The following is a 22403-nucleotide window of genomic DNA, read 5'->3' on the forward strand; positions in this document are numbered from 1 at the left end:
ACCACACCATCACCACGCCGTGCAGCGTGAACAGCTTGTTGTAGGTGTCGGCCCGCAGCACGTCGGCCTCGGGCGTCGCGAGTTCGAGCCGCACCAGCGTGGCCGCGGCGCCGCCGATGAAGAAGAACACCGTGATGGTGACCGCGTAGAGGATCGCGATCCGCTTGTGGTCGGTGGTGAGGAGCCAGGAGCGGACGCTGTGCCCGTCGGCGAGGTAGCTCACCGGCAGGCGCAGGTCGAGTTCGTCCGGGTCGGCGAGGCCGGTGGGGCTGGCGGTGGTGCTCATCGGGAGCCTCTTTCTTGTCCCTCCCCCCGGCGCGGGGGAGGGTGCCCGGCGGAGCCGGGCGGGAGAGGGGACGACGCTTCCGGAGGGGGCGCGGCCGCCATGAAGGGCGCCGTCTGGATCGGCGTCGCGCTGCCCCTCTCCCGCTCCAGCACAGGTGCTACGCACCCGCCGTGGGGCACCCTCCCCCGCAGAGGGGGGAGGGAGCGGACCCTCGCGGCACTCACGGCCGCACCCCCGGTCCCGCCGGAGCGGGCTCGTCGAGCACCGGCGCGCCCGGCACCATCGCCGGGCTGCGCTCCCGCACCCCGCCGGGTACGTTGGAGCGCATCTCGGGCGTGCCGAGGCTGCGCACCACCCCAGGCTCGGAGCCGAGCGCGCGGATATAGGCGGTGATCGCCTGGATCTCACCGTCGTCGAGGAGGCCGGCATAGCTCGGCATCACGGGGGCGTAGCCCGCCACCACGTCGCGCCCGGGCTGGAGGATCGAATCGCGGATGTAGGCGGCGTCGGCGGTGGCGAAGCGGCCGCCTTCGAGGGGCACCGGGCGCTCCCAGATTCCGGCGAGGCTCGGGGCGTGCACGGCCGAGCCAGGGGCGTGGCAGCCGGCGCAGCCGCGCTCGGAGAACAATCGCTCGCCCTGGTGGGCGAGGTCGTCGCCCTCGGGCTGCGCCGACAGCCAGCTTGCATAGGCTTCCGGCTCCATCACGATGACGCGGCCGAGCATCCGGGCGTGGTCGGTGCCGCAATACTCGGTGCAGAGCAGGTGGAAGGTGCCGGTCTTGGTGGCCTGGAACCAGGCCTCTGTCTGCTGGTCGGGCAGCACGTCGCGCTTCAACCGGAAGGCCGGGACGAAGAACGAGTGGATCACGTCCTGCGAGGTCATGATCAGCTTGACCGGTTTGTTCACCGGCACGTGCAACTCGTTGATCTCGCGGGCGCCGTTCGAGGCCTGCGTCTTCCACATCCACTGCTTGGCGACGACGTGGATCTCGATGGCGTCCGGCGGCACCGAGTAGGCGCCGATCTCCGCCGAGGCCGCCCACCAGAAGACGAACACGAACAGGAAGATCGTCGCGGCGGTCCAGCCGATCTCGAACTCGCGCGAGACGATCTCGGGCAACGGATGGCGGTTCGCCTTAGAGCCGCGGCGGAAGCGGATCGAGAAGACCAGGATGAGGCCGATCACCAGGGCGAGGATCACCGCCGAGGCGATCGTGAGCCCGATGAAGATCCGGTCGGTCAGTACCGCCTGGAGGGAGGCGGTTTCGGGCATGAGGCGGCCGACCATCAGCGCACCTCTTTCGGCGAGGCCGCGACGGTGCCGGGCGGCGGCAGCGGGCTCGCGGCGCCGCCGCGGCTGCCCAGAGGCGGGACGAGCTCCGGCTGGAGCGGGGCGGCGTAGGCGTCCGATCCGCGCTCGCCGAGGCGCCGCATCGCCTCCGTCACCGGCATGCGGGCGATGCCGCGGGTTTGGTCGACCCACCCATAGGTGTCGAGGCGCCGGCGCTGGTCGGCGAGGAGGCGGGCAAGGTCTCCTTGCGGGTCGCGCTGCAGGGCCGGGCCGGCGAAGGTGCGGGGCTCCTCGGTGTTGGGGCTGGTGATTACCATGTCGCGGTAGAGACGCATGCCTGCGAGGGTCACGGCGACGAAGACCACGATGAACAGGCCGGCGAGCAGCACCGGTTTCAGGCGGATGTCGGGCGCCTCCGGCGGCCCCTCGGCATGGCCGACCGCGTCGTCGCGCACCGGTTCGGCGGTGTCAGGCATGCCGGAGCCTCCCTCCGAGCCGGCCGGCGAGGCGCAAGGCCAGGCGCGCGACGACGACGAGCCCGGCGAGCCACAGCCCGGCGGCGAGTGCCGCCCCGCCCGCTCCCGGTCCCCAGGCCGGCAGCACGAGCCAGCAGGCGCGCGAGACGAGCCCGACAAGGACGAGAAGTCCGACGAGCCGCAGGGCCCCGGGGCTGCGCCGCACCGCCCCGAGGAGCAGGAGCAGGAACGGGAGGAGGCCGCCGGCCGCGACCGAGGCCGCCATCAGCGCCGGGTAGGGCTCGGCCGCACGCCGCAGGTAATAGGCGGCCTTGGGCGGCAGGTCGCCGTACCAGGCCACCACGTAGGACATCAGGCCGATGTAGAGCACGCCGAGCAGGGTCGCGAGCAGCAGGTTAGCGAGGTCGGGCGCGATTCTCTCGTCGAGCCCGCGCGGGCTCGCCACGGCGGCGAGGCTCAAGGCGGCCAGGATCTGGTGCAGGGCGAACCCGGCGCCGAAGGCCGAGGAGGTGAAGCGGGGCTCCAGCGACAGGATCCAGTCCACCGGAACGAGGCTGATGGTCAGGCCGTAGAAGGCGAGGCCGAGGCCGGCGACAAGGCGGGTGCGGCGCCCGGCCAGCACCAGCCCGGCCAGCACCGACCAGCCGAGGAGCGCGACCGCGCCGCGGGCCACGAACAGGAGCGGGTTGAGGTAAAGGGCGGCGACGTCCGGCTTCACCGCGCCCGGATCCGCCGCCCAGGGATAGAGCGCCGGCAGCGCCAGCGCGACGCCGAGAAAGCCGAGGGCGACGAGCGGCAGGAGCGCCGCAACCGGCCGCAGGACCGGCGCCAGCGCCTCGCCCCAGCGCCCGCCGGTGATGCGGTGGACGAGCAGCAGCACGAGGGCGCCCGCGGGGGGGGCGCCGAAGGCGATCCAGGCGAGGAGCCAGCCGCGGGCGAGGGCCTCGGTCACGGACGCCCCTCCGGGTTCGCCTCTGCCGGAATTTTCTCCGCCAGCCCCGGCACCTCGGCGATGCGGGCGCCCTGGGAGAGCTGGAGGGCGCGGATATAGGCGGCGATCGCCCAGCGGTCCCGCGGCTCGACGCGGTTGGCGTAACGATACATGACGCCGTAGCCGTTGGTGATGACGTCGACGAGGTAGCGGGCGGGCGCCGCCCGCAGCCGGTCCTCGTGGTAGGAGGGAGGCCTGGGAAAGCCGCGGGCGACGATCATGCCGTCGCCGTGGCCGGTCAGCCCGTGGCAGGGGGTGCAGATCGCCTCGTAGCGCTCGCGCCCGCGCTGCAGCAGCGCGGCGTCCACCGGCGGCGGATCGGCGAGCGCCGCCTCGTCGGCGAGCGCGCCCTGCTGCACCGTCCCGTCCGGAGGGTTGCGGGCCTCGGCCCCGTCGGACCAGAGCTCGGCGCGGCGGTAGACGTCGTAGCGCTTCTGCCGCGCCATCGAGAGGTCGTCGCAGGCGCCGAGCAGCAGGAGCGACGGGAGAAGGACGGAGGGCAGGAGCCGGCCGGTCACGGATGCGTCTCCGCCACCAGTCCGGCCCCGGCCTCCTCGAGGAGCCGGCGCAGGGGTTCCGGGTCGCCCTTCGGCGCCACGAGGAGCAGGAAGCGATCCTGGCTCGCCCGCTCGAATTGCGGCATCACGAAGAGCGGGTGGTGCAGCCGCGGCAGCCCGCAGGTGACGAGGAAGGCGGTAAAGCCCGCGATGGCGGCGGCCAGCACCCCGACCTCGAACGGCACCAGCACGAAGACCTGCCAGCTGTGCAGCGGCCGGCCGCCGGAATTGAGCGGGTAGTCGTGGACGGCGCTCCACCATTGCAGGGCGTACATCGCGGCCGCCGCGCCGAACCCGGCGAGCGCCATGGCGGGCCGGATCCAGCGCGGGGCGGGATCGAAGGCCTCGGCGAGCTCTTCGAGGGGGAAGGGCGTGAAGGCGTCGACGGCGCGGTGGCCGTCCGCCCGGGCGCGGCGCAACGCGGTGACGAGGGCGTCGGGGGTGTCGAACGCGGCGAGGAGCGGCGTGGTCACGGGTGCGCCTCCCGGCATCCGTGCTCCATCACGCCGCCCCCTCGTCCCGCGCCAGCTGTCGGACCTCGTGCATCGAGACGATCGGCAGAAGGCGCACCAGCACCAGGAACAGGAAGGCGAACAGCCCGAGCGGTCCCACCAGGATCGCCAGATCGTAGAGGCTGGTGTGGTAGGTCCGCCAGAGCGTGACGGCGTGGCCGTGCGAGAGCGTGTTCCAGACGATCAGGATCCGCTCGAGCCACATCCCGACATTGATCAGCACCGAGATGATCGCCAGCCACCACAGGTTCCGCCGCACCCGGCGCCACCACAGCGCCTGAGGCGCCAGACAGTTGCAGAACAGCAGCAGGCCGTAGAGCGGCGCGTAATCGCCGGTGAAGAAATACCCGACGACCGTGCGGTCGGCGTGCTCGCCGCCATACCAGGCGGTGAACCACTCGGTGGCGTAGGAGAACGCCATGACGATCGAGGCGAACAGCATCACCTTCGCCATGGCGTCGAAATGCGCCGGCGTGATCATCGCCTGAAGGTTCAGGCCCCAGCGGATCAGGATCGCCAGCACCACCACCATGGCGAAGCCCGAGAACATCGCGCCGACGACGAAGTAGGGCGGAAAGATGCTCTCCTGCCAGCCGGGCATCAGGCTCGCGGCGAAGTCGAGCCCGACGATCGAGTGGACCGAGCAGACCAGCGGCACGGCCAGCGCCGCCATGGTGAGGTGGTAGGTCTCGTAGGCGCGCCAGTGCCGGGCGGAGTTGCGCCAGCCGAGCGCCAGCGCGCCGTAGATCACCCGGCCAGCCCGCGTCCGTGCGCGGTCGCGCATGGTGGCGAGGTCCGGCAGCAGGCCGGTGTACCAGAACAGGGCCGAGAACAAGAGGTAGCTCAGGATCGCCCAGAAGTCCCAGACCAGGGCCGAGCGCCATTGCGGCCACAGATCCATGGTGTTCGGGTAGGGCGCCAGCCAGTAGGCGTAGAGTGGCCGGCCGAGATGGATGATCGGGAACAGCCCCGCGATGGCGGCGGCGAACAGGGTCATCGCCTCGGCGAAGCGGTTGATCGAGGCGCGCCAGCGCTGGCGCGTCAGCAGCAGCATCGAGGAGATCAGCGTACCGGCATTGCCGATGCCGATCCACCAGACGTAGTTGGCGATCGAGAAGCCCCAGACCACGGTGGTGTTCACCCCCGACAGCCCGATCCCGACCGTGAGCACCGCCCCGATGGCGCCGAGCGTCAGGACGACGAGGGGCAGGGTGCAGAGAAGCGCGATCACCCAGGCGCGTCCGAAGCCGGTCCGCAGGACCGGATCGGCGACCGCCGCCGAGATCGCCCCGTAGCCCAGGCGCTCGGCGTCGATCAGCGGGTGGGGCTGCCCGCTCACGTCCGGTCCTCCCGGGCGGGATTGCGCAGGTCGGCGAGGTAGGTGGTGCGCGGCCGGGTGTTCAGCTCCGCCATCAGCGCGTAGTGGCGCGGATCCGAGCGCTGCGCCGCCACCGGGCTGTCCTTCGCCGCGAGGTCGCCGAACCGGATGGCGCGGGTCGGGCAGGCGGACTGGCAGGCGGTGGAAACCTCGCCCATCGGGCGCCCATCGCGCTCTGCCGCCTGGCGCTCGTTCGCGATGCGCTGGACGCAGTAGGTGCATTTCTCCATCACGCCGCGGGCCCGCACCGTGACGTTAGGGTTGCGCTGCGCCCGCACCGGCGCGGCGCCGAGATTCGCGTATTCCTGCCCGTCGGCGTAGCCGAAGAAGTTGAAGCGGCGGACCTTGTAGGGGCAGTTCGCCTCGCAGAAGCGGGTGCCGACGCAGCGGTTGTAGACCTGGAGGTTCAGCCCCTCGCCGTCATGGACCGAGGCCGCCACCGGGCAGACCGGCTCGCACGGCGCGTGCTCGCAATGCATGCACGGCACCGGCTGGAACCCGGCCTCGATCCGCTCCGGTTTGCCCGCGTCGTAGATGTCGACGCGCAGCCAGTGCATCATCCGGCCGCGGGCGATCTCGTCCGGCCCCACCACCGGCACGTTGTTCTCCGACTGGCAGGCGATCACACAGGCGTTGCAGCCGATGCACGCCATGGTGTCGATCACCATGCCCCAGGCATGGCCGTCGGCGTCGCCCGTCCAGGGGGCCAGCAGCGTGGGCTGATCCGACCCGTTTCCCTTGGGCGTGGACGCGGCCAGCGCCGCGAGGTCGATGCGCGGGAAGAGCTTCTCGGTCTCACCCTCGATCTGGGTGTAGCTCTGCGTGCGCAGGATCGCGTGCCGTTCGTCGAGCGGCGTGAGGCTCACGTCGCGGACCAGCCGCCCCGCGCCCTCCCGCATGAGCCGGTAGCCGTCGACCCCGACGTCGTTGCCGATCGGCCCGGCCCGGGGCCGGCCATGGCCGACGCTCAACCCCGCCACCCCGTCGGCGACCCCCGACACGACCGCCACCGGCGCGACCACCGAGATGCCGCGAACGGTGACGCTCACGCCCTGTCCGTCCTTCACCCCGCGCCGCGCGGCCTCGCGGTGCGAGAGGAGGAGCGCGTTGCCCCAGACCTGCTTCGTCACCGGGTGCGGGCATTCCTGCAGCCAGGCATTGTTGGCCGAGCGTCCGTCCCACAGGGCCGGGTCGGGGGTGAGCAGGAGGGTGAGGTCGCACGGCGGGGGCGCCGGCGGCAGGACCGGCAGGGTAGGCTCGGGGATCGGAACCGGTGCGGCGGCGCTGCCCGGAATCGTCCCGTCATGCAGGCAGCGCCGCCACCAGCCCTCGAACTCGCGGTCGTCCGGGCGGCGGTGCCGCTCCCAGATGCCTTGCCAGGTCTCGCGCACGATGTCGTAGCCGCGTCGCGTCTCGGCGCCGGTGACGAGGTTCAGGATCTCGTGCGCCGAGCGGCCGCCGTAGAGCGGGCGCAGCAGGGGCTGGACCAGACCGGCCGTGCCGTCGGTCGCCCGCAGGTCGGACCAGGATTCGAGGTCGTGGGCGAGCGGCAGGTGCCAGTGGGTCGCTCCCGCTGTCTCGTCGGCATGCGTGCCGACCTGAACGCTGAACGGCACCCGCCGCAGCAGCTCCGGAAACCCGAGACCGGCCGGCGCGGTGTGGACCGGATTCGTGCCGAGGATGGCGAGGCAGGAGACCTTGCCCGCCGCGATGTCCTCGCACAGCCCCGCAAGGTCGCCTGACGGATGGTCCGGCAGCGCGTCCGGCGGCGCGATCAAGTCGATCGGTGCCGCCAGCCGGGCGTTGAGCCAGTGGGCGAGGGCATGGAAGGCGGGATCCAGCGCCTCGCCGACGAGCACCACGGCGTGGCCGGGATGCCCGCGCAGATCGGCCAGGATGTCTTCCGCGAAACGCCGTTCGTCATCCCCCAAGCCGGGCTCGGGCTGGCCGGCGCCGAACCCGTTGGCGAGATGGACGAGGAGGGCGGCGACCGCTGGCGGCGCCAGGGCGCGGCGCGCGTCGGCCTTGATGCCGGTGAGCGTCGGCAGGCTCTCCGCCACGTGCAGGCGGCCGAACCGGGCCGGGTCGCGGCGGCGCTCCATCAGGGCGGAGGACAGGCGGATCTGGTCCGGCCCCGGCCCGAGGGGATCGGCCTCCAGGCAGACCACGATCTCGGCCCGGTCGAGCCGCGGCAGGGCCCGCACCGGACGCCCGAAGGCCAGGGCGGCGCCGGCCCGGGCATTAACTTCGTCGAGCGGTTCGTGGACGTGCCAGGCCGCTTCCGGCATCGCCTCGCGCAGGGCCGCGATCTGGCGCAGCAGCGTCGGCGAGGTGATCCGGCCGGTCAGCAGCCGGAAGCCCGCCCCGCGTCGCGCCCGCGCCTCGGAGAGCGGCCGGGCATAGGCCTTGCCGAACGCCTCCCAGGAGGCGATGCCGGCGACGCGCTCGCTCGGCGCGCGGGAGCGGTCGGGGTCGTAGAGGTCGAGGATCGCGGCTTCGAGGAAGACGTCGGTGGCGCCGCGGCTGCCGGGGTGGAGCGGGTTGCCCTCGATCTTGATCGGCCGGCCGTCGACCGCGATGGCGTGGACGCCCCGGGCGAAGCCGGCGAGGGGAAGCGCCGTGGCGTAGCGCGCCGGCACCCCGGGCAGGAGCTGCTCGGGCTGGCGCACGTAAGGCAGGATCTCTTCGTCTGGCCGGGAGCATCCTCCCGCCGCGAGCGCGATGCTGGCGCCCAGCAGCTGCAGGGCCTCGCGGCGGTGAAGGCCGGTTAGCGGTGGCATATCGAGCACTCGCTGAGCCGCGCCGGCGACTTCACGTGATAGGCGGCGGCAAGGCGGGTGCCCTGCTCCGCCTGACCCGCGGGCGGCGTCCAGGTCATGTCGAACACCGCCTCGCGCGGACGAAGGTTCGGTCCGGGATTGCGGTGGCAGTCGAGGCACCAGCCCATGGTGAGGGGCGCGACCTGCCGCACCAGTTTCATGGTCTGAATCGCGCCGTGGCAGGTCCCGCAGCCGACACCCTTGGCGACGTGGACCGCATGATTGAAGTAGACGTAGTCCGGCAGGACATGGACACGCCGCCAGACCAGCGGCCGACCCTCGGCGAGACTGGTGCGGACGGGAGCCAGCATCGGCGCGTTGGTCCAGATCTGCGAGTGGCAGCTCATGCAGGTCTCCGTAGGGGGAATGCCCGCGAAGGCGGCCTTCTCGACCGAGGTGTGGCAATAGCGGCAGTCGATCCCGAGCCCGCCGACATGGTGCTCGTGGCTGAACGGCACCGGCTGCTCGCGGGTCACGTCCTGGGCGGTGGCGTAGGGAGAGCGCCACAGGGTGGTGGCCATCCCGACCGCGAGGACCGGAACGACGGCGATGCCTGCGAGGACCACGCGCGCCAGAGTGTCGGCGCCCGGACGAAAGATCTGCGCCATTCCGCTTGCAGTCTCGCTCCCCGATCCCCCGGCCGGTGTTCGCACCGCATCCGTAGCAATATACTCAGTATGGGTATTCTGGTTCCGTCGCCTGGATCGAGGGACCGTGGCCGTGGCTACGAAGCGACGTATCCGCATGAGAATCGCAGTTCTTCGGGCGCATGGGCCTTCCGAAACCGCAAGCCGGGCATGCGCCGGCAGCCTGAGCTTTCGGCGAGGCTGAGTTCGCGTCCTGCGGCTCGATCGTTGGTCTGTCGCAGATCGCCGCGACGGTGACGGCCCGAAAGGCAGCTCGCGAGGCACTCAAGTCAGCGCGCAGGCCACCGCGAACAGCGCCAGACCCACGGCCATCCAAGTCACGTAATCGCCCACCAGCCCGCTATGCAGGGCCTGCAGCCCCCCGAAGCCGGCCCGTTCCACCCCGGTGAGCTGCCGCATCGCCCGTGACACCGCACGGCGGCGCATGAGGGCGAGGGCCAGGAAGCCGAGCGTCAGTCCGATCGGCGCAAGGTTGCCGAGTTCGGCCGGCGACAGCGCCAGAGGAAACGCTGCCGGATCGGCTAGGCGTGCCGCCGCGGCGCCGAGGAACGGGGCCACGGCGTCGTAGGGCGTGAGCGCCAGCGCGACGAGGGTGAGCGCCGGCAGGGCCATCAGCCAGAGCGGGCGGTCGGGCTTCTCGCGCTCGCGCTCGGTCGGAGCGAGGAGCTCCGGCCCGGGCACGCCGCTGGCGCGCAGGAAGATCCGGGCGGCGGCGCGCAGCACAGCGCCGCCGGTGAGCGCGGTGGCCAGCGTCGTGCCGGCGGTGACGAGCGGGCCGGCCTCGTGCTCCATCAGCCCGGTCGCGCCGTGCATCAGCCCGAGCGGCAGCCCGCCGAGGAGGAGGCCGCCGAGCGCCATCGCCAGGGCCGGCGGCCACAGGCCCCGGCCCCGGCCGTAGAGCACGATCTCGTCGGCCGATTGCCGCAGGGCGAGGAGCGTGCCCGCCACCATGAACAGCGCGCCCTTCACCAGGCCGTGCCCGACCACGTAGAGGAGCAGGCCCGCCCGCGCCGTGCCGGTGTCGGCCGCGAGCGCCGTCAGCATGATACCGAGATGCGCGACGGTCGAGAAGGCGAGCAGCCGCTTGAGGTGGCGCTGGGCGAAGGCCATCAGGCCGGCGACAAGTGCGGTGGCGAGGCCGAGCCACAGCAACAGCCCGTGCACCAGCCCCATGACGGTGGGGTCGTCGGCGAAGACCTGCGCCACCAGCTTGACAAGGCCGAACAGGCCGAGGCTGACCATCGCGCCGGAGAAGATCACCGAGACCGGGCTCGGCGCGACGGCGTGGGCGTCGGCGAGCCAGAGGTGGAACGGCAGGATCGCCGCCTTGGTGAGAAGGGCGCCGGCCACCAGCACGAAGCCGCCGGTCACGACCGGGTCGCCGCCGAGCCCGGCAACCACCTGGCCCATGGCGGCGAAGTCGAGGGTGCCGGTGCGGGCGTAGAGCAGGCCGGTTCCCGCGAGCATCAGGAAGCTCGCGAGCGTGTTGGTGATCGTGAAGGTGAAGGCGCCCTCGAGCGCGCTGCGGCCGAGCGGATAGGCGGTGAGCGCGAAGGCCGCGACGCTCATCAGCTCGAACCAGACGAACAGGTTGAACAGGTCGCGCGTCAGGCAGAAGCCGACCATCGCCGCGAGGAAGAGCAGCATCAGCACCTGGAAATGCGCGTGCTCGGCGTCGAAGTAGCCCCAGGCGAAGACGAAGGTGGCGGCAAACAGCAGGCCGCAGAAAGCCGCGAGGGCAGCGCTCGCCGGATCGGCCTGGAAGCCGATGCCGAGGACCACGTCCGGCCGCTGCGCGGCGTCGGGCGTCCAGCCGCCGAACCAGTGTCGCACCGGTCCGTCGAGGCTGTGGCGGGCGAGCCAGGCGCACAAACCGCAGACGGCGAGCGCGGTCAGGATCGCTAGTACCTTCGGCAGGCGCGGCGGCAGCCAGTGGGCGAGGCCGAGCATCAACGTCGCCACGCCGAGAGGCAGCAGCACCGCGACAGGAAGGACGGCGTCGGGATTCACCGGGTCGACCGCTCGGGCGTGGAATCGGGTGGGCGAAGGGGCCGCAGGACCTGCGGATCGAGGGTGTGGCGGCGCTTCTGCACCTGGACGGCGATGGCCAGCAGCAGCGCCGACACCGCGGCGCCGACCACGATGTCGGTCAGCACCAGGGCCTGCACGATCGGGTCGACCGCCGGCGTGCCGGGCGGATGGTCGTAGAAGATCGGCGGCCCTGCGCCGTCCACGAAGCCGAGGCCGAGGAGCAGCACGTAGGTCGCCGACTGGCACACGGTGAGGCACCCGACGAGGTGCACGGCGTGGCGCGAGGTGGCCAGCCCGTAGAGCCCGATCCCGAACAGCCAGGCGGCCACGAACCAGGGCAATGCGCTCATCGGCCTTCCTCGTCGGGCACGGAATCGTGGTCGGGCGCGCGGGTCTCCTCCATGAATTCGAGGAGCAGGAGCCCGAAGCTGCCGGTCACCGACAGGGCGACCGCGGCGTTGACCACGATCATCAGCCCGCCGGAATAGAGGTCCTTGAGGGTACCGAGGGGCAGGATGTTCTCCAGGGCCGGCCGGCCCATGACAAGCGGAACCGCCGCCGCCACGACGTAGAGCAGCGCGCCGCCGCCCTCGAGCAGGGCGAGGACCGGCCCGCGCACCAGCGCCCGCCACACCGCGTAGCCCTCGCCGAGATAGAGGAGCAGCAGGCTCGAGGCGATGATCACGCCGCCCTGGAAGCCGCCGCCCGGCGTCGTCATGCCGTGGAGCGCGACGGAGACGCCCAGCAGCAGGGTGAGCGTCGCGGCGATCCGGCAGGCGAGCACCGTCGCGTCGGCGCGCGGGATCACCGGACGCCCGGGCACGTGGCCCGCCCGCTCGGCACCGCTTTCGCCGCGGGCGCCGCGCAGGAGCACCGTCGCGCCGGTCACGGCGCAGAGCAGCATGCATTCCTCGCCAAGCGTGTCGATGCCGCGCACATCGAAATTGACCGCCGCCACCATGTTGGTGACGTGGCGCAGCTCCGGCAGCAGGGCGTTCACCGCCTGCCCGTAGGGCGAGGTGGGCGTGCCGAAATCCGGCAGGGCGAGGGCGACGTGGGCCACGGCCGGCGCCAGCGCCAGGAGGGCGAGGCCGAGGATGACGAGGCGAAGCCGCACGCTCATCGCCCGACCCGGTCCGTGGCGATCGCGGCGAGCGCGACCAGAAACAGGAACGGCGTCACCGCCGTGCCGACGGCGATCTCCGACAGGGCAACGTCGGGAGCCTCCAAGGCCAGGAACAGCAGCCCGAGGACGAGGCCGTTGCCGGCGAGCGCGTAGACCTGCCGCCTGGGGTCGCGGGTGATCACCACGAGCAAGCCCGAGCCAGCGGCGAGGATCAGGAGGCCGGCGACGAGCCCGCTCATCGCCGCTCACCGTCGCGGATGTGCAGCGCGTGGCCGGTGACGTGTGAGAGGAGCGCGCCGACGAGCAGGGTCGCCAGCCAGATCGCAGTGCATTTCAACGCCCGCGGCGTGAGCCCGTCGGTCAGCCAGGTGGCGAGGACAATGGCCGCGCCCCCGGCGACGTTGACGAAAGTGACGGTGTGCAGGCGCTGCAACGGGGTAGTGAGCCGCCAGAGCGCCAGGGCGGCGACCCAGGCGGAGAGCATCGCGAGGGCGAGGCAGAGCCCGACGAGGACGCTCACAGCCAGCGCTCCTGGAATATGGCGAAGAGCAGAGTGCCGGGCAGGGTCAGCACCGCGAGGACAAGCCCGAGGTCGATCACGGCCGGCTGGTCGAGGGCGAAGCTCATCACGACGAGGAGCAGCACCGCGACCGAGGTGGCGAGCTGCACCGCCACGAGGCGGAAGGCGAGGCTGCCGCGGGCCGCTGCCGCGACCGCGAGCCCGAAGGGCGGCAGCAGCGCGAGCGCGGCGGCGAGCCAGAGACTCGTCATGCCAGCCACCGCGGATCGGCCGGCGGGGGCGACTCGCCGAGCACGTGGATCAGCACCTCGTCGCGGCCGGGATCGGCGCGCAGCACGAAACTGTCGGGCGCGAGCGAGGCGAGGAGCACGGCCCCGGCCCGGCGGGCCCGCTCGGCCGGCTCGTCCTCCGGCCCGCGACGGAAGGGCCGGCGATGGGCATGGCCCGGATGAGTGCCGACCAGGATTGCCCGCGCCAGCGTGGCGCCGGTGCGCAGGGTCGCGGACCCTAAGCCCGCGAGCGCCCGGCTCCAGGGGGCGAGGTGGACGCGCGAGAAGCGAAAGTGCCGCTTCGCCTCGGTGCGGATCCGCCCGGCCCACGCCGTCGTCAGGCCCGCGACGACGATCCCGGTCGCGACCTCGTGGGTGCCGGCGGCACCGGCGAGCAGGAGGTAGAGGGCGAGCGTGCCGAGCCAGGCGAGGGTGCTGCGGAGCATCGTCGGGCGAATCCGATGTTGGTCGAGGCTCTAACGTCCTCGGGCTTTTCATGTTCGCCTATACATGCCGCACGAATGCCGGCAGTCGGCAGAGGTGGGAGCAGGTTGAGCGTCAGCGCGTGCGAGGCCGTGATCCGATTCTCTAAATTGTCTCGCTTATCCGGTCGTCGACTGTGCCCCACGTTCGGCCTCCGTGGTGCCGGGTACCGGGCCTTTAGTCGTGACATGGCTGACGAAGGCATCGACCCACGCGTCGAAGCAGGCCACGGCGTCGCTGTCCCGCACCATGTCGTCGGCTTGGTCGTCCGCATAGGGGCGCCCGAGCCCGATGGCTGCGTGGCGCCACAACGCGTCTGGTACCTCGATCCCGCTGTAGCGGCACTGCCAGACCAGGCCCTGGTAGGCCTTGCGCTCGTCGCCGCCATAGGGTTCGCAATCCGGGTCGAACCACGCCTTGTGCTGCACGAGGCGCGGGCGGCCATCTGCGTCGAGTTCGTTGCCGCCCTCGTTGCCGTAGCAGAAGAACGCGGCGGTGCGACCCTCCAGGTGATTCTTCGTAAGCTCGCGCCAGAGCGGGGAGCGCTCCAGAGCTTGAGCCTTCAGGGTACTCTTCTTGTCGATCAGGTCCGGTCGGGGGTTGCCGCCGCTCATGCAGACCAGGCGGTCGAACATCGCTTTCAGGTTGGTGGTCGGGCCGTACCACCAGACCGGGCCGATGATGGCCCAGGCATCCGCGCGGGCGAGGCGCTGATAGAGCTTCTCGTTCCACATCAGGTCGGGCTGGTGGTCGCTGTCCGGTCCGTAGCAGTTGCAGGGCCAGACGCAGAGCGCCATCGACGACCCGACGCAGCCGTTGCAGCCTTGGATCTTGGGCTTGCCGTGCTCGTTGCCGATGTCGACGTGGTCGACCTGCCAGCCCGCCGGCAGGCGTCCGAGCATGCGGTGCATCAGTGCCCGTGCCTTTCCGTCGAGGCCGGGGCAGCCGTCGAGCCGCCGGGCCGAGCCGGCGACAAGCAGCACCTTGAGCGGTCGAGGCTCCAGCGGCAGTTGCTCGGCTTCAGCCTTGAGATCGTCCATGGCGCAGATCGTCATCCGCCGCTGAGAGGAGAAGGGATGCGAAGCGTTCCGGACTTGGGGAACGCGGGATCGTCGACCCGAACGGATGAGGATGAGCTCCCCGCGACTGTGAGAGCAGGTCCTCGATCCGGATCGGCAGCTCCCGGATGCGCCGCCCCGTGGCGTGGTGGACCGCGTTGGCGATGGCCGCGTTCATGCCGACGATGCCGATCTCGCCGAGGCCCTTGATGCCGAGGGGGTTGGCGCGGTCGTCGTCCTCCGGCAGCATCATCACCTCGACATCGCGCACGTCGGCACAGACCGGGATGTGGTACTCCGATAGGTTGTCGTTGACGTAGCGCGCAGCCCTGTCGTCGAGCTCGGTCTTCTCCAGCAGGGCCGCCGACAGGCCCCAGATCATCCCACCCATGTACTGGCTGTGGGCCGCGATCGGATTGACGATGTTTCCCGCCGCGAAGGCGCCGAGCATCCGCGGCACCCGGATCTCGCATGTGCGGGCATGCACCCGCACTTCCACGAACTGCGCGCCGAACGCGTAGGCCGCCACGTCCGACCGCTTGTAGCCGCGCAGGATCGGGTTGGTGCCGGCATGCAGCTTGCCCATCGCATCCGGCGGCGCGCCGTCCGGGATGTTCTCGGCAAAGGCCTCGACCACACCGGGCGAGAGCCGCGAGACGGCGTCGCTCAGGGGCTCGGCCACGCCCTCCGGGGCGGTGAGGCAGCTATCGACGAGGCGCAAGGTGCCCGGGTCGTGCCCGGCGAGCGGGCCGGCATTCCGGGTCGTCGCGGCGCGGGCGAGGCGGTCACGAACCATTTCGCAGGCCGCTGCCACCGCGTTGGCGAGGCTCGCGGTGTGGCTCGATCCCGCCGCCAGTGGCGCCGCCGGCAGGGTCGTATCGCCCATGGCAACGTCGATCGCCGAGGCGTCGAGGCCGAGCCGGTCGGCGGCGGTGATCGCCACCACCGTGTAGGCGCCGGTGCCGATATCGTGCCCGGCCACCTCGACCCGCGCGGTGCCGTTCGGGCGTAAACTCACCCGGGCAGCGCAGGCGGCGATGTTGGTCTCGTAGACCGCGCTGGCGCAGCCGAGGCCGACCAGCCACTCGCCGTCCCGCATCGACCCGGCCCGCGGGTTGCGATCGGCCCAGCCGAAACGGGCCGCGCCCTCGTCGAAGCAGGCCATCAGCCGGCGGCCCGCGAAGGGCAGCCCGCTCACCGGATCCACCTGCGCGTCGTTGCGGCGCCTCAGCTCGATCGGGTCGAGGCCGAGCTTGCCTGCGAGTTCGTCGATCGCGCTTTCCAGCGCGAACATGTAGGGCGTCTCCGGCGGCGCCCGCATGAAGCCCGGGGTGTTGCGGTCGGCATGCACGATGTCGACCCGGGTCAGGATGTTCGGACAGGCGTAGAGCCGCGCCGTCGTTTCGTTGCCCGAGACGTTGTAGCGGCTCGGACGCGAGGTCACCTCGGTGCCCTCGTGCACGAGGGCGGTCAGGCGCCCGTCGCGCGTGGCGCCGAGCCGGATGCGGTGGCGCGTCTCGGCCCGGTAGGTGGCGATGGTGAAGCCCTGGTCGCGGGTCGCCACGAGCTTGACCGGCCGGCCGAGGCGGCGGGCCGCCACCGCGATCCAGGCGGTGCGGGCGGTGGCCCCGCCCTTCGAGCCGAAGGCGCCGCCGACGAATTTCGACACCACCCGCACCCGCTCCGGCGGGATGCCGAGCTGGCCCGCCACGTTGGCGCGCAATCCGTAGACGAACTGGCTCGGTTCCCAGATCGTCAGGTTTCCGTTCTCCCAGGCGCAGGTGGTGGTGAACAGCTCGATCGGGTTGTGGTGCTGGGTCGGCGTGGCGTAGGCGGCGTCCAGCGTCACCTCGGCCGCTCCCAGTGCGCCCTCGGCGTCGCCGATCGCGTAATCCTGGTGCTCGCCGTCGTCGCGCCGCTCGCGCTCGGCTCCGGCCGCGTCGAAGCTCGCCGCCGGCGTCTCGGCGGCGTAATGCACCCGCACCCGGAAGGCAGCCTCGCGGGCGGCCTCGTAGGTGTCGGCGAGCACGATGCCGATGATCTGGCCGTCGTGCCAGACTTGGTCGTCCTCCATCGTGGTGGTGGTCGGCCCGCCGCTCGCCTGCTTCGGGGGCTTGGCCTCGCTCCCCACGCTTTCGTGGGTCAGGATGTCGAGGACGCCCGGCACGGCCTTCGCCTCGGCGAGGTCGAACCCCGTGATCCGCCCGCGGGCGATGAAGCTGGTGAGGAGGAAGGCGTGGGCCGGGTTCGCCACCGGTTCGTCGGAGGCGTAGGACGCACGGCCCGTCACCTTGGCGCGGCCGTCGATGCGCGGGGTCGGCTGCCCGATCAGGGTCGGCATCGTTACGTCTCCATCGCGGCAGCGTCGAGGAGGGCGCGCACCAGGGTGCGGCGGCCGAGCTCGGGCTTGAAGGCGTTCTCGCCGTGGGTGACGGCGCCCGCGAAGGCGGCCAGCGCGGCGGCCGCCGCGCTCCCCTCGTCGAGGCGTTGCCCGCGCAAGGCGTCCTCCGCCTCGCGCGCCCGCCACGGCCGGGCGGCGAGCCCGCCGAGGCCGACCCGCGCCTCGCGCACGGTCCCGTCCGGCGCCAGGTCGAGGGCGATCGCGGCCGAAGCGAGGGCGAAGTCGTAGGATTCCCGGTCGCGCACCTTGCGGTAGAGCGAGCGGCGGAACCAGGGCGCGGCCGGTACCCGAATTGCCGTGATCAGTTCGCCCGGCGCGAGATTGGTCTCGACGTGAGGCGTGTCGCCCCAGGGGCGGTGCAGCACTTCCAGAGGCAGGGTGCGGGTGCTGCCGTCCGGGACGACGAGGTCGACGCTCGCATCGAGCGCCACCAAAGCCACGGCGAGGTCGCCCGGATAATGCGCGATGCAGTGCTCGCTCACCCCCAGCACCGCGAGGCGGCGGTTGACGCCTTGAATGGCGGCGCAGCCGCTGCCCGGGTTCCGCTTGTTGCAGGCGTGCCAGCTGCGGTCGCGGAAGTAGAGGCAGCGGGTGCGCTGGAGCAAGTTGCCGGCGAGACTCGCCATGTTCCGCAGCTGCGCGCTCGCCGCCTGGACCAGGGCGTCGCGGATTGCCGGGTAGTCGCGGGCGATCGCCGGATGCTCGGCGGCCTCGCTCATCCGGGCGAGACCGCCGAGCACGAGGCCCGATCCATCCGCCGCGATGCTGCCGTGCTCGGCCTTGAGCGGGTTGATGTCGACGAGGCGCTCCGGCGCCATCACGTCGAGCTTCATCAGGTCGAGGAGCGTGGTGCCGCCGGCGAAGTAGGCGGCCTCGCGTCCCGACAGGCTCAGTGCCGTCGGGGTGTCTCCGGCGCGGGCATAGGCGAAGGGGCGCATCAGGGGGCCCTCCCAATCAGGAGGGGCGCGGCCTGTTGCACCGCCTCGACGATCTTTGGGTAGGCTGCACAGCGGCACAGGTTGCCGCTCATGTATTCCCGGATCTCGTCGGGGCTGCCGGCATGGCCCTCGGTCACGCAGGCGATGGCGCTCATGATCTGGCCGGGAGTGCAGTAGCCGCACTGGTAGGCATCACGGTCGAGGAAGACTTGCTGCATCGGGTGGAGCGGCCCGTCCTCGCCGGAGAGACCCTCGATGGTCGTCACCTCGCCCTCGACCGCTGCGACGAGGCAGAAGCAGGACAGGACGCGCCGCCCGTCGATCAGCACCGTGCAGGCGCCGCACTGGCCCTGGTCGCAGCCCTTCTTGGTGCCGGTGAGCCCGAGCCGCTCGCGCAGGGCATCGAGCAGGGTGATCCGGGGATCGTGGTCGAGGCGTGCCTCGCGCCCGTTGATGCGCAGGATGGTTTGCATGGTCGTGTGCATCAGGCGCCGCCCCACTGCATGCTGAGGCCCCCGTCGATGGTCCAGGTCTGCCCGGTGACGTAGTCGCCGGCCTCCGAGGCGAGGAACAGCGCCAGCCGCGCGATCTCCTCCGGCTGGCCGGCCCGGTGCCAGGGGATGCGCTCCATCGACTGCCGACGCTTGTCCGGGTCGTCTAGGCGGCCTTGCGTCATCGGGGTCTGGATCAGCCCCGGCGCGATGTTGTTGACGTTGATCTTCTCCTCCGCGAGCTCGCGCGACAGGCTGCGGGTGAGCGAGCCGAGACCGGCCTTGGCCATGCCGTAGGGGGCGCTCGAAGGCGTCGGCAGGTGTTGCGCCACCGACGAGATCGTGACGATCCGACCGCGCCCGCCATGCTGCCGGCGCAGCCGCACGAAGGCGCGGCAGCAGAAGACCGGGCCCATCAGGTTGACGCGCAGCACCCGCTCCAGGTCCTCGTCCTTGAGCTCCGCGACCTCGGCGCCGCCCGAGCCGATGCCGGCATTGTTGACGAGGAGGTCGAGGGGCCCGAAACGATCGACGGCCTCGGCGAAGAACGCCTCGACCGAGGCAGGATCGCCGACATCACCCTGCATCACGTGGGCGCGCCGCCCTGCGGCCTCGACCCGCTGCCTGGTCTCGGCCGCCCCGTCGGCATCGGTGTGGTAGACGATCGCGACGTCGGCGCCGGCCTCCGCGAACGCCACCGCGATCGCCTGGCCGATGCCCGAATCCGCCCCGGTGATCAGGGCGCGATTGCCTCTGAGCTTCATGGTCCGTCTCCCGTCAGTCAATGGTCTTCGTTCAGGGCCGATCCGGACCGGTCACGGTTATCGACCGCGACGGGCACTTGCACCCTGGCGGAGAGGGGGATCGGCGATGGGTGGCCGGTCGGTGACCTCTCGTCGTCTCCGTCGGCTCGACGGTGTGCGTCCCCCACCTGCTGACGGGGGCGCTCGTCACACCGGATGCGTTGCGTGTCCCGGCGGCTCGAGCCTCTCCGTGACATCCCCACGCTCGTCCGATGCCCGGATCCGCACCGGCACCGACTTAGCGGCCGGCGTCTTCGACGGCCCATCGTGGTGCGAGAGCGGCATCAGCGGGTTCATCTCGGGATAGTAGGCGCCGAGGCAGCCATCGGGCAGCGAGAACGGTACCACCTTCAGGCCGAACACCGCGCGCTCGACCCCGTCCTCCGCATCGCCGACGAGCGAGACGACCTGGCCCTCCTGCAGGTTCGCCCGCTGCATCTCCTGCGGGTTGATTAGGAGGACGTCGCGCGTGCCCTCGATGCCGCGCATGCGGTCGCTGTAGCCGTAGATGGTGGTGTTGAACTGGTCGTTCGAGCGCATCGTGATCAGGCGGTACCGGCCGGGTGCGTCCGGCCATCCGGTCGCCGACAGCGTCTCGGGTGTCGTGAACTCGGCCTTTCCGCTTTCCGTCTTCCAGATCCGCTCGCGGGCCGAGTTGCCCCGGTAGAAGCCACCCGGGGTCCACATCCTTTCGTTGAAGCCGTGGAACTGCTCGGGATAGGTCTCAGCGATCTGGTCGCGGATCAGCCCGTAGTCGCCGACCCAATCGTCCCATCGGACCTTCGGGTTCGGGGCCAGCGTCGCCTTGGCGAAGCCCGCCACGATGTCGACCTCGGACTTGAGGTGCTCGCTGGCGGGCGTGCGGCGGCCCAGCGAGCCGTAGATGCAGCTGAATGTGTCCTCCATGCTCACGGCTTGCGGTCCGCTCGCCTGCACGTCCTCCTCGGTGCGGCCGCGGCAGGGCAGCAGGTAGGCGATCTCCCCGTTCACGAGGTGGGAGCGGTTGAGCTTCGTGGCGACCTGGACGGTGAGGCGCATCGTCGTCCAGGCCTTCTCCATGCGGTCGCGGTCGGGAATGGCGCGCACGAAATTGCCGCCGAGGCCGAAGAAGCTCCTGACCTTGCCTGACAGGATGCCCTCGCAGGCCTCGACCGTGTTCATGCCCGTGTCGCGCGGCGGCGCGAAGCCGAACTGTTTCGCGTAGCGATCGAGCGGCACCAGCTCGGGCTTCTCCGTGATGCCGACCGTGCGCTGCCCCTGGACGTTGGAATGTCCGCGCACCGGCGAGATGCCGGTGCCGTCGCGACCGATATTGCCCTTCAGGAGCAGCAAGTTCACGAACAGCGCGACGTTCTCGAACCCGTGCATATGCTGGGTCAGGCCCATCCCGTAGATGCCGATGACGCGATCCGCCTCGACGTAGACCTGGGCGGCGGCCTCGATGTTCTTCCGGCTCAGGCCCGACTCGCGCTCGATCTCCTCCCAGGACGTCGCCCGGACCTTCGCCTCGAAGGCCTCGAGCCCGCTCGTGTGCTGCTCGATGAAGTCGATGTCGAGCACGCGCCGGCCATGCTCACGCGCGTCGTCATCGGCGGTGAAGACGTGCTTGCACATCCCCATCAGCACCGCGATGTCTCCGCCGGGCCGGACCTGATGGTACTGCGTGCTGATCCGGGTCTCCTTGCCCGTCAGCATCTCGACCGGGCTCTGGGGGTTGGTGAAGAATTCCAGTCCGCGCTCGCGCACGGGGTTGAACGTCACGATCTGGACGCCGCGCTTGGCTGCTTCCTGAAGCGGGTGCAGGAAGCGCGGGCTGTTGGACCCCGTGTTCTGGCCGAAGAAGAACATGGCGTCGCAGTTCTGGAGATCGTCGAATACGACCGTGCCGACGCCCGCCCCGATCACCTTCTTGAGCGCCACCGAGGTGGTCTCGTGACACATGTTCGAACTATCGGGGAGGTTGTTGCAGCCGTAGAGCCGGGCGAACAGTGCGTAGAGATATGACGTCTCCAAGCTCGCACGTCCCGACGAGTAGAACACGACCGATTTCGGGTCGAGACGCCTCAGCTCTGACCCGATCTCCCGGAATGCCTCGTCCCAGTCGCACGGGACATAGCGATCGCTGGCGCGATCGTAACGCATCGGGTGGGTCAGGCGGCCCTGCTGCTCAAGATCGTAGTCCGTCCAGTCCCGCAATTCCGTGACCGTATGTTTGGCAAAGAAGTCCGGGGTGCAGCGCCGGGTCGTCAGCTCCCACAAGGTCGCCTTGGCGCCGTTCTCGCAGAACTCGAACGGGTGATAGTTCGCCGGCTTCGCCCAGGAGCAGGACACGCACATGAAGCCCTTGGGCTTGTTCTGCCGGAACAGCGTCTCGGTGGCGAGCGGGGTCGCCCATTCCTTTCCGAAGATCCGGGAGATGCCCCGCACGGAACCCCAACCGCCTGACGGGCCCTCGTAATGAACGGTGTCCTCTTCGCTGGGCATCAACGTTCCCCTATCTGCTGCTCGGGCGCGTGCCGCGCCAAGCGGGACCAGTTTCCCCGTCGCGTGAGGATGCGGCCGGACTTCGCGTCGGTCGTCGAGTGATCGTCGGCCTTGTGGGAAAACCGACTATGTCGGCCGCCGACCTGCGCCGTGGTTCGGCGTCGCGCGCCGTGTGGTATCCCGTCATCCGTCGCGGAGGCCTCTCCCGCACGTGTCCGTTGCGCGGTTCGCCGGTCTGCGAATGCGCACCGCCGGGCCGCGACACGCCCGAGAACGCCTCGCCGGCACCGTCAACGCCCCGCATCACCACGAGATCGCCGAGCGACTTGATCCCGACCCGCCTGTCATCACCGTGGCTCCCGCCATGATGGCAGCGACGTCCTGACTCGTGTGCTTGGTCTGTGTGAGGCGCACGTCCCGCATCATGGCTTCACTCACCTTCATGGTGCTGGCTCCCTGCACGTTCCGGCCAACGACAGCAGAAAGGCCTCGTTCCGGCGCTTTGCGATAGAATTTGCCTGATTTAATGTGTGTTAATCTGCCGAATTATACAGCTTGCTTTCGATAATTTTGGAGCCAATCAGAGCAATCAAAATGGTTTTTCCAAGCATGCTTGTCGCCCGATCAGGAAATGAAGCTGACCCTGCATGCACTGGCGCGCGAAATCGCCGGGCGAGAGTGCCCTGAGCAGGCGGTTGCGGATTGTGGCTTGCTGGAAATGCGCCACCGCGCTCCCCTTGTTTGGGGTAAGAGCGCATTCCGTCTCTCAAGCGTCTGCTCCCTGGATATTGTCCGTCGTCAGATGATTTGAGACAGGCTGCGGGCCTCAGGAACGGAGGCAC

General features: G+C 70.7%; 23 protein-coding genes. 1 reads left to right on the forward strand and 22 read right to left on the reverse strand.

The features are described from left to right. From MFF64_RS34565 to MFF64_RS34670, 22 genes are all read right to left on the reverse strand, one after another. Positions 1-286, reverse strand: a 286-nt coding sequence (locus MFF64_RS34565; protein WP_238193621.1) for a cbb3-type cytochrome c oxidase subunit I, incomplete at its 3' end; no start/stop codon positions are given. 220 nt (positions 287-506) lie between these two features. Further along, complete coding sequence (coxB, locus tag MFF64_RS34570; RefSeq protein ID WP_238193622.1) at positions 507-1574, reverse strand: cytochrome c oxidase subunit II; 1068 nt, start codon at positions 1572-1574, stop codon at positions 507-509. Then, entirely contained in the window at positions 1574-2053 is a 480-nt protein-coding gene (locus MFF64_RS34575; protein WP_238193623.1) for a hypothetical protein, read from the reverse strand. Before MFF64_RS34575 ends, coxB begins: the two co-directional genes overlap by 1 nt. Beyond that, positions 2046-3005 carry a hypothetical protein gene (locus tag MFF64_RS34580; RefSeq protein WP_238193624.1) on the reverse strand — a complete coding sequence of 320 codons (960 nt, stop codon included), beginning with the start codon at positions 3003-3005 and terminating at the stop codon, positions 2046-2048. The genes MFF64_RS34575 and MFF64_RS34580 overlap by 8 nt, the downstream gene beginning before the upstream one ends. Continuing rightward, on the reverse strand, positions 3002-3562 hold the full coding sequence (locus MFF64_RS34585) for a c-type cytochrome (RefSeq protein ID WP_238193625.1): 561 nt from the start codon (positions 3560-3562) through the stop codon (positions 3002-3004). Before MFF64_RS34585 ends, MFF64_RS34580 begins: the two co-directional genes overlap by 4 nt. Next, positions 3559-4074: a DUF3341 domain-containing protein gene (locus MFF64_RS34590; protein ID WP_238193626.1), complete on the reverse strand. Its 516-nt coding sequence runs from the start codon at positions 4072-4074 to the stop codon at positions 3559-3561. The genes MFF64_RS34585 and MFF64_RS34590 overlap by 4 nt, the downstream gene beginning before the upstream one ends. 28 nt (positions 4075-4102) lie before the next feature. Continuing rightward, positions 4103-5452 (reverse strand): NrfD/PsrC family molybdoenzyme membrane anchor subunit, encoded by a 1350-nt coding sequence (gene nrfD / locus MFF64_RS34595; protein WP_238193627.1) that lies wholly within the window; start codon positions 5450-5452, stop codon positions 4103-4105. Next, entirely contained in the window at positions 5449-8271 is a 2823-nt protein-coding gene (locus tag MFF64_RS34600; RefSeq protein ID WP_238193628.1) for a 4Fe-4S dicluster domain-containing protein, read from the reverse strand. Before MFF64_RS34600 ends, nrfD begins: the two co-directional genes overlap by 4 nt. Beyond that, entirely contained in the window at positions 8259-8918 is a 660-nt protein-coding gene (locus tag MFF64_RS34605; RefSeq protein WP_099902302.1) for a cytochrome c3 family protein, read from the reverse strand. The genes MFF64_RS34600 and MFF64_RS34605 overlap by 13 nt, the downstream gene beginning before the upstream one ends. A gap of 303 nt (positions 8919-9221) precedes the next feature. Next, a complete protein-coding gene (locus MFF64_RS34610; RefSeq protein WP_238193629.1) occupies positions 9222-10967 on the reverse strand; it encodes a complex I subunit 5 family protein in 1746 nt (581 codons plus the stop codon). After that, entirely contained in the window at positions 10964-11338 is a 375-nt protein-coding gene (locus MFF64_RS34615; protein WP_238193630.1) for a sodium:proton antiporter, read from the reverse strand. The genes MFF64_RS34610 and MFF64_RS34615 overlap by 4 nt, the downstream gene beginning before the upstream one ends. Continuing rightward, entirely contained in the window at positions 11335-12111 is a 777-nt protein-coding gene (locus MFF64_RS34620) for an MnhB domain-containing protein (RefSeq protein ID WP_099900742.1), read from the reverse strand. The genes MFF64_RS34615 and MFF64_RS34620 overlap by 4 nt, the downstream gene beginning before the upstream one ends. Beyond that, the gene (locus tag MFF64_RS34625; RefSeq protein ID WP_099900744.1) at positions 12108-12353 is read right to left on the reverse strand and encodes a hydrogenase subunit MbhD domain-containing protein; all 246 of its coding nucleotides are present in this window, start codon (positions 12351-12353) and stop codon (positions 12108-12110) included. The genes MFF64_RS34620 and MFF64_RS34625 overlap by 4 nt, the downstream gene beginning before the upstream one ends. Further along, entirely contained in the window at positions 12350-12634 is a 285-nt protein-coding gene (locus MFF64_RS34630; RefSeq protein ID WP_238193631.1) for a monovalent cation/H(+) antiporter subunit G, read from the reverse strand. Before MFF64_RS34630 ends, MFF64_RS34625 begins: the two co-directional genes overlap by 4 nt. Continuing rightward, positions 12631-12885, reverse strand: a complete 255-nt coding sequence (locus MFF64_RS34635; protein WP_238193632.1) for a monovalent cation/H+ antiporter complex subunit F — start codon at positions 12883-12885, stop codon at positions 12631-12633. Before MFF64_RS34635 ends, MFF64_RS34630 begins: the two co-directional genes overlap by 4 nt. After that, positions 12882-13349 carry a Na+/H+ antiporter subunit E gene (locus tag MFF64_RS34640; RefSeq protein WP_238193633.1) on the reverse strand — a complete coding sequence of 156 codons (468 nt, stop codon included), beginning with the start codon at positions 13347-13349 and terminating at the stop codon, positions 12882-12884. The genes MFF64_RS34635 and MFF64_RS34640 overlap by 4 nt, the downstream gene beginning before the upstream one ends. A 156-nt stretch (positions 13350-13505) precedes the next feature. Further along, positions 13506-14426, reverse strand: a complete 921-nt coding sequence (locus MFF64_RS34645) for an NAD(P)H-dependent oxidoreductase (protein ID WP_238193634.1) — start codon at positions 14424-14426, stop codon at positions 13506-13508. Then, complete coding sequence (locus tag MFF64_RS34650; RefSeq protein ID WP_238193635.1) at positions 14407-16785, reverse strand: xanthine dehydrogenase family protein molybdopterin-binding subunit; 2379 nt, start codon at positions 16783-16785, stop codon at positions 14407-14409. Before MFF64_RS34650 ends, MFF64_RS34645 begins: the two co-directional genes overlap by 20 nt. A 2-nt stretch (positions 16786-16787) precedes the next feature. Then, entirely contained in the window at positions 16788-17783 is a 996-nt protein-coding gene (locus MFF64_RS34655; protein WP_238193636.1) for an FAD binding domain-containing protein, read from the reverse strand. Then, entirely contained in the window at positions 17783-18268 is a 486-nt protein-coding gene (locus MFF64_RS34660) for a (2Fe-2S)-binding protein (RefSeq protein WP_238193637.1), read from the reverse strand. Before MFF64_RS34660 ends, MFF64_RS34655 begins: the two co-directional genes overlap by 1 nt. Beyond that, on the reverse strand, positions 18268-19038 hold the full coding sequence (locus tag MFF64_RS34665; RefSeq protein WP_099900282.1) for an SDR family NAD(P)-dependent oxidoreductase: 771 nt from the start codon (positions 19036-19038) through the stop codon (positions 18268-18270). The genes MFF64_RS34660 and MFF64_RS34665 overlap by 1 nt, the downstream gene beginning before the upstream one ends. Before the next feature lie 186 nt (positions 19039-19224). Beyond that, on the reverse strand, positions 19225-21561 hold the full coding sequence (locus MFF64_RS34670) for an FdhF/YdeP family oxidoreductase (RefSeq protein ID WP_238193638.1): 2337 nt from the start codon (positions 21559-21561) through the stop codon (positions 19225-19227). Between the two features lie 631 nt (positions 21562-22192). Here MFF64_RS34670 and MFF64_RS34675 point away from each other — a divergent pair. Next, the gene (locus MFF64_RS34675; protein ID WP_238193639.1) at positions 22193-22372 is read left to right on the forward strand and encodes a hypothetical protein; all 180 of its coding nucleotides are present in this window, start codon (positions 22193-22195) and stop codon (positions 22370-22372) included. Positions 22373-22403 lie beyond the last annotated feature (31 nt).

It is taken from the genome of Methylobacterium frigidaeris (assembly GCF_022179185.1).
GTDB lineage: Bacteria > Pseudomonadota > Alphaproteobacteria > Rhizobiales > Beijerinckiaceae > Methylobacterium > Methylobacterium frigidaeris.

What these genes read in the sequence shown, in the direction of transcription:
- MFF64_RS34600 (WP_238193628.1), bottom strand. Translation starts at nt 8,271, where the DNA reads ATGCCACCGCTAACCGGCCTTCACCGCCGCGAGGCCCTGCAGCTGCTG.
- MFF64_RS34645 (WP_238193634.1), bottom strand. Translation starts at nt 14,426, where the DNA reads ATGGACGATCTCAAGGCTGAAGCCGAGCAACTGCCGCTGGAGCCTCGA.
- coxB (WP_238193622.1), bottom strand. Translation starts at nt 1,574, where the DNA reads ATGGTCGGCCGCCTCATGCCCGAAACCGCCTCCCTCCAGGCGGTACTG.
- MFF64_RS34615 (WP_238193630.1), bottom strand. Translation starts at nt 11,338, where the DNA reads ATGAGCGCATTGCCCTGGTTCGTGGCCGCCTGGCTGTTCGGGATCGGG.
- MFF64_RS34655 (WP_238193636.1), bottom strand. Translation starts at nt 17,783, where the DNA reads ATGCGCCCCTTCGCCTATGCCCGCGCCGGAGACACCCCGACGGCACTG.
- MFF64_RS34660 (WP_238193637.1), bottom strand. Translation starts at nt 18,268, where the DNA reads ATGCACACGACCATGCAAACCATCCTGCGCATCAACGGGCGCGAGGCA.
- MFF64_RS34665 (WP_099900282.1), bottom strand. Translation starts at nt 19,038, where the DNA reads ATGAAGCTCAGAGGCAATCGCGCCCTGATCACCGGGGCGGATTCGGGC.
- MFF64_RS34605 (WP_099902302.1), bottom strand. Translation starts at nt 8,918, where the DNA reads ATGGCGCAGATCTTTCGTCCGGGCGCCGACACTCTGGCGCGCGTGGTC.
- MFF64_RS34635 (WP_238193632.1), bottom strand. Translation starts at nt 12,885, where the DNA reads ATGACGAGTCTCTGGCTCGCCGCCGCGCTCGCGCTGCTGCCGCCCTTC.
- MFF64_RS34625 (WP_099900744.1), bottom strand. Translation starts at nt 12,353, where the DNA reads ATGAGCGGGCTCGTCGCCGGCCTCCTGATCCTCGCCGCTGGCTCGGGC.
- MFF64_RS34650 (WP_238193635.1), bottom strand. Translation starts at nt 16,785, where the DNA reads ATGCCGACCCTGATCGGGCAGCCGACCCCGCGCATCGACGGCCGCGCC.
- MFF64_RS34640 (WP_238193633.1), bottom strand. Translation starts at nt 13,349, where the DNA reads ATGCTCCGCAGCACCCTCGCCTGGCTCGGCACGCTCGCCCTCTACCTC.
- MFF64_RS34620 (WP_099900742.1), bottom strand. Translation starts at nt 12,111, where the DNA reads ATGAGCGTGCGGCTTCGCCTCGTCATCCTCGGCCTCGCCCTCCTGGCG.
- MFF64_RS34675 (WP_238193639.1), top strand. Translation starts at nt 22,193, where the DNA reads ATGAAGCTGACCCTGCATGCACTGGCGCGCGAAATCGCCGGGCGAGAG.
- MFF64_RS34575 (WP_238193623.1), bottom strand. Translation starts at nt 2,053, where the DNA reads ATGCCTGACACCGCCGAACCGGTGCGCGACGACGCGGTCGGCCATGCC.
- MFF64_RS34670 (WP_238193638.1), bottom strand. Translation starts at nt 21,561, where the DNA reads ATGCCCAGCGAAGAGGACACCGTTCATTACGAGGGCCCGTCAGGCGGT.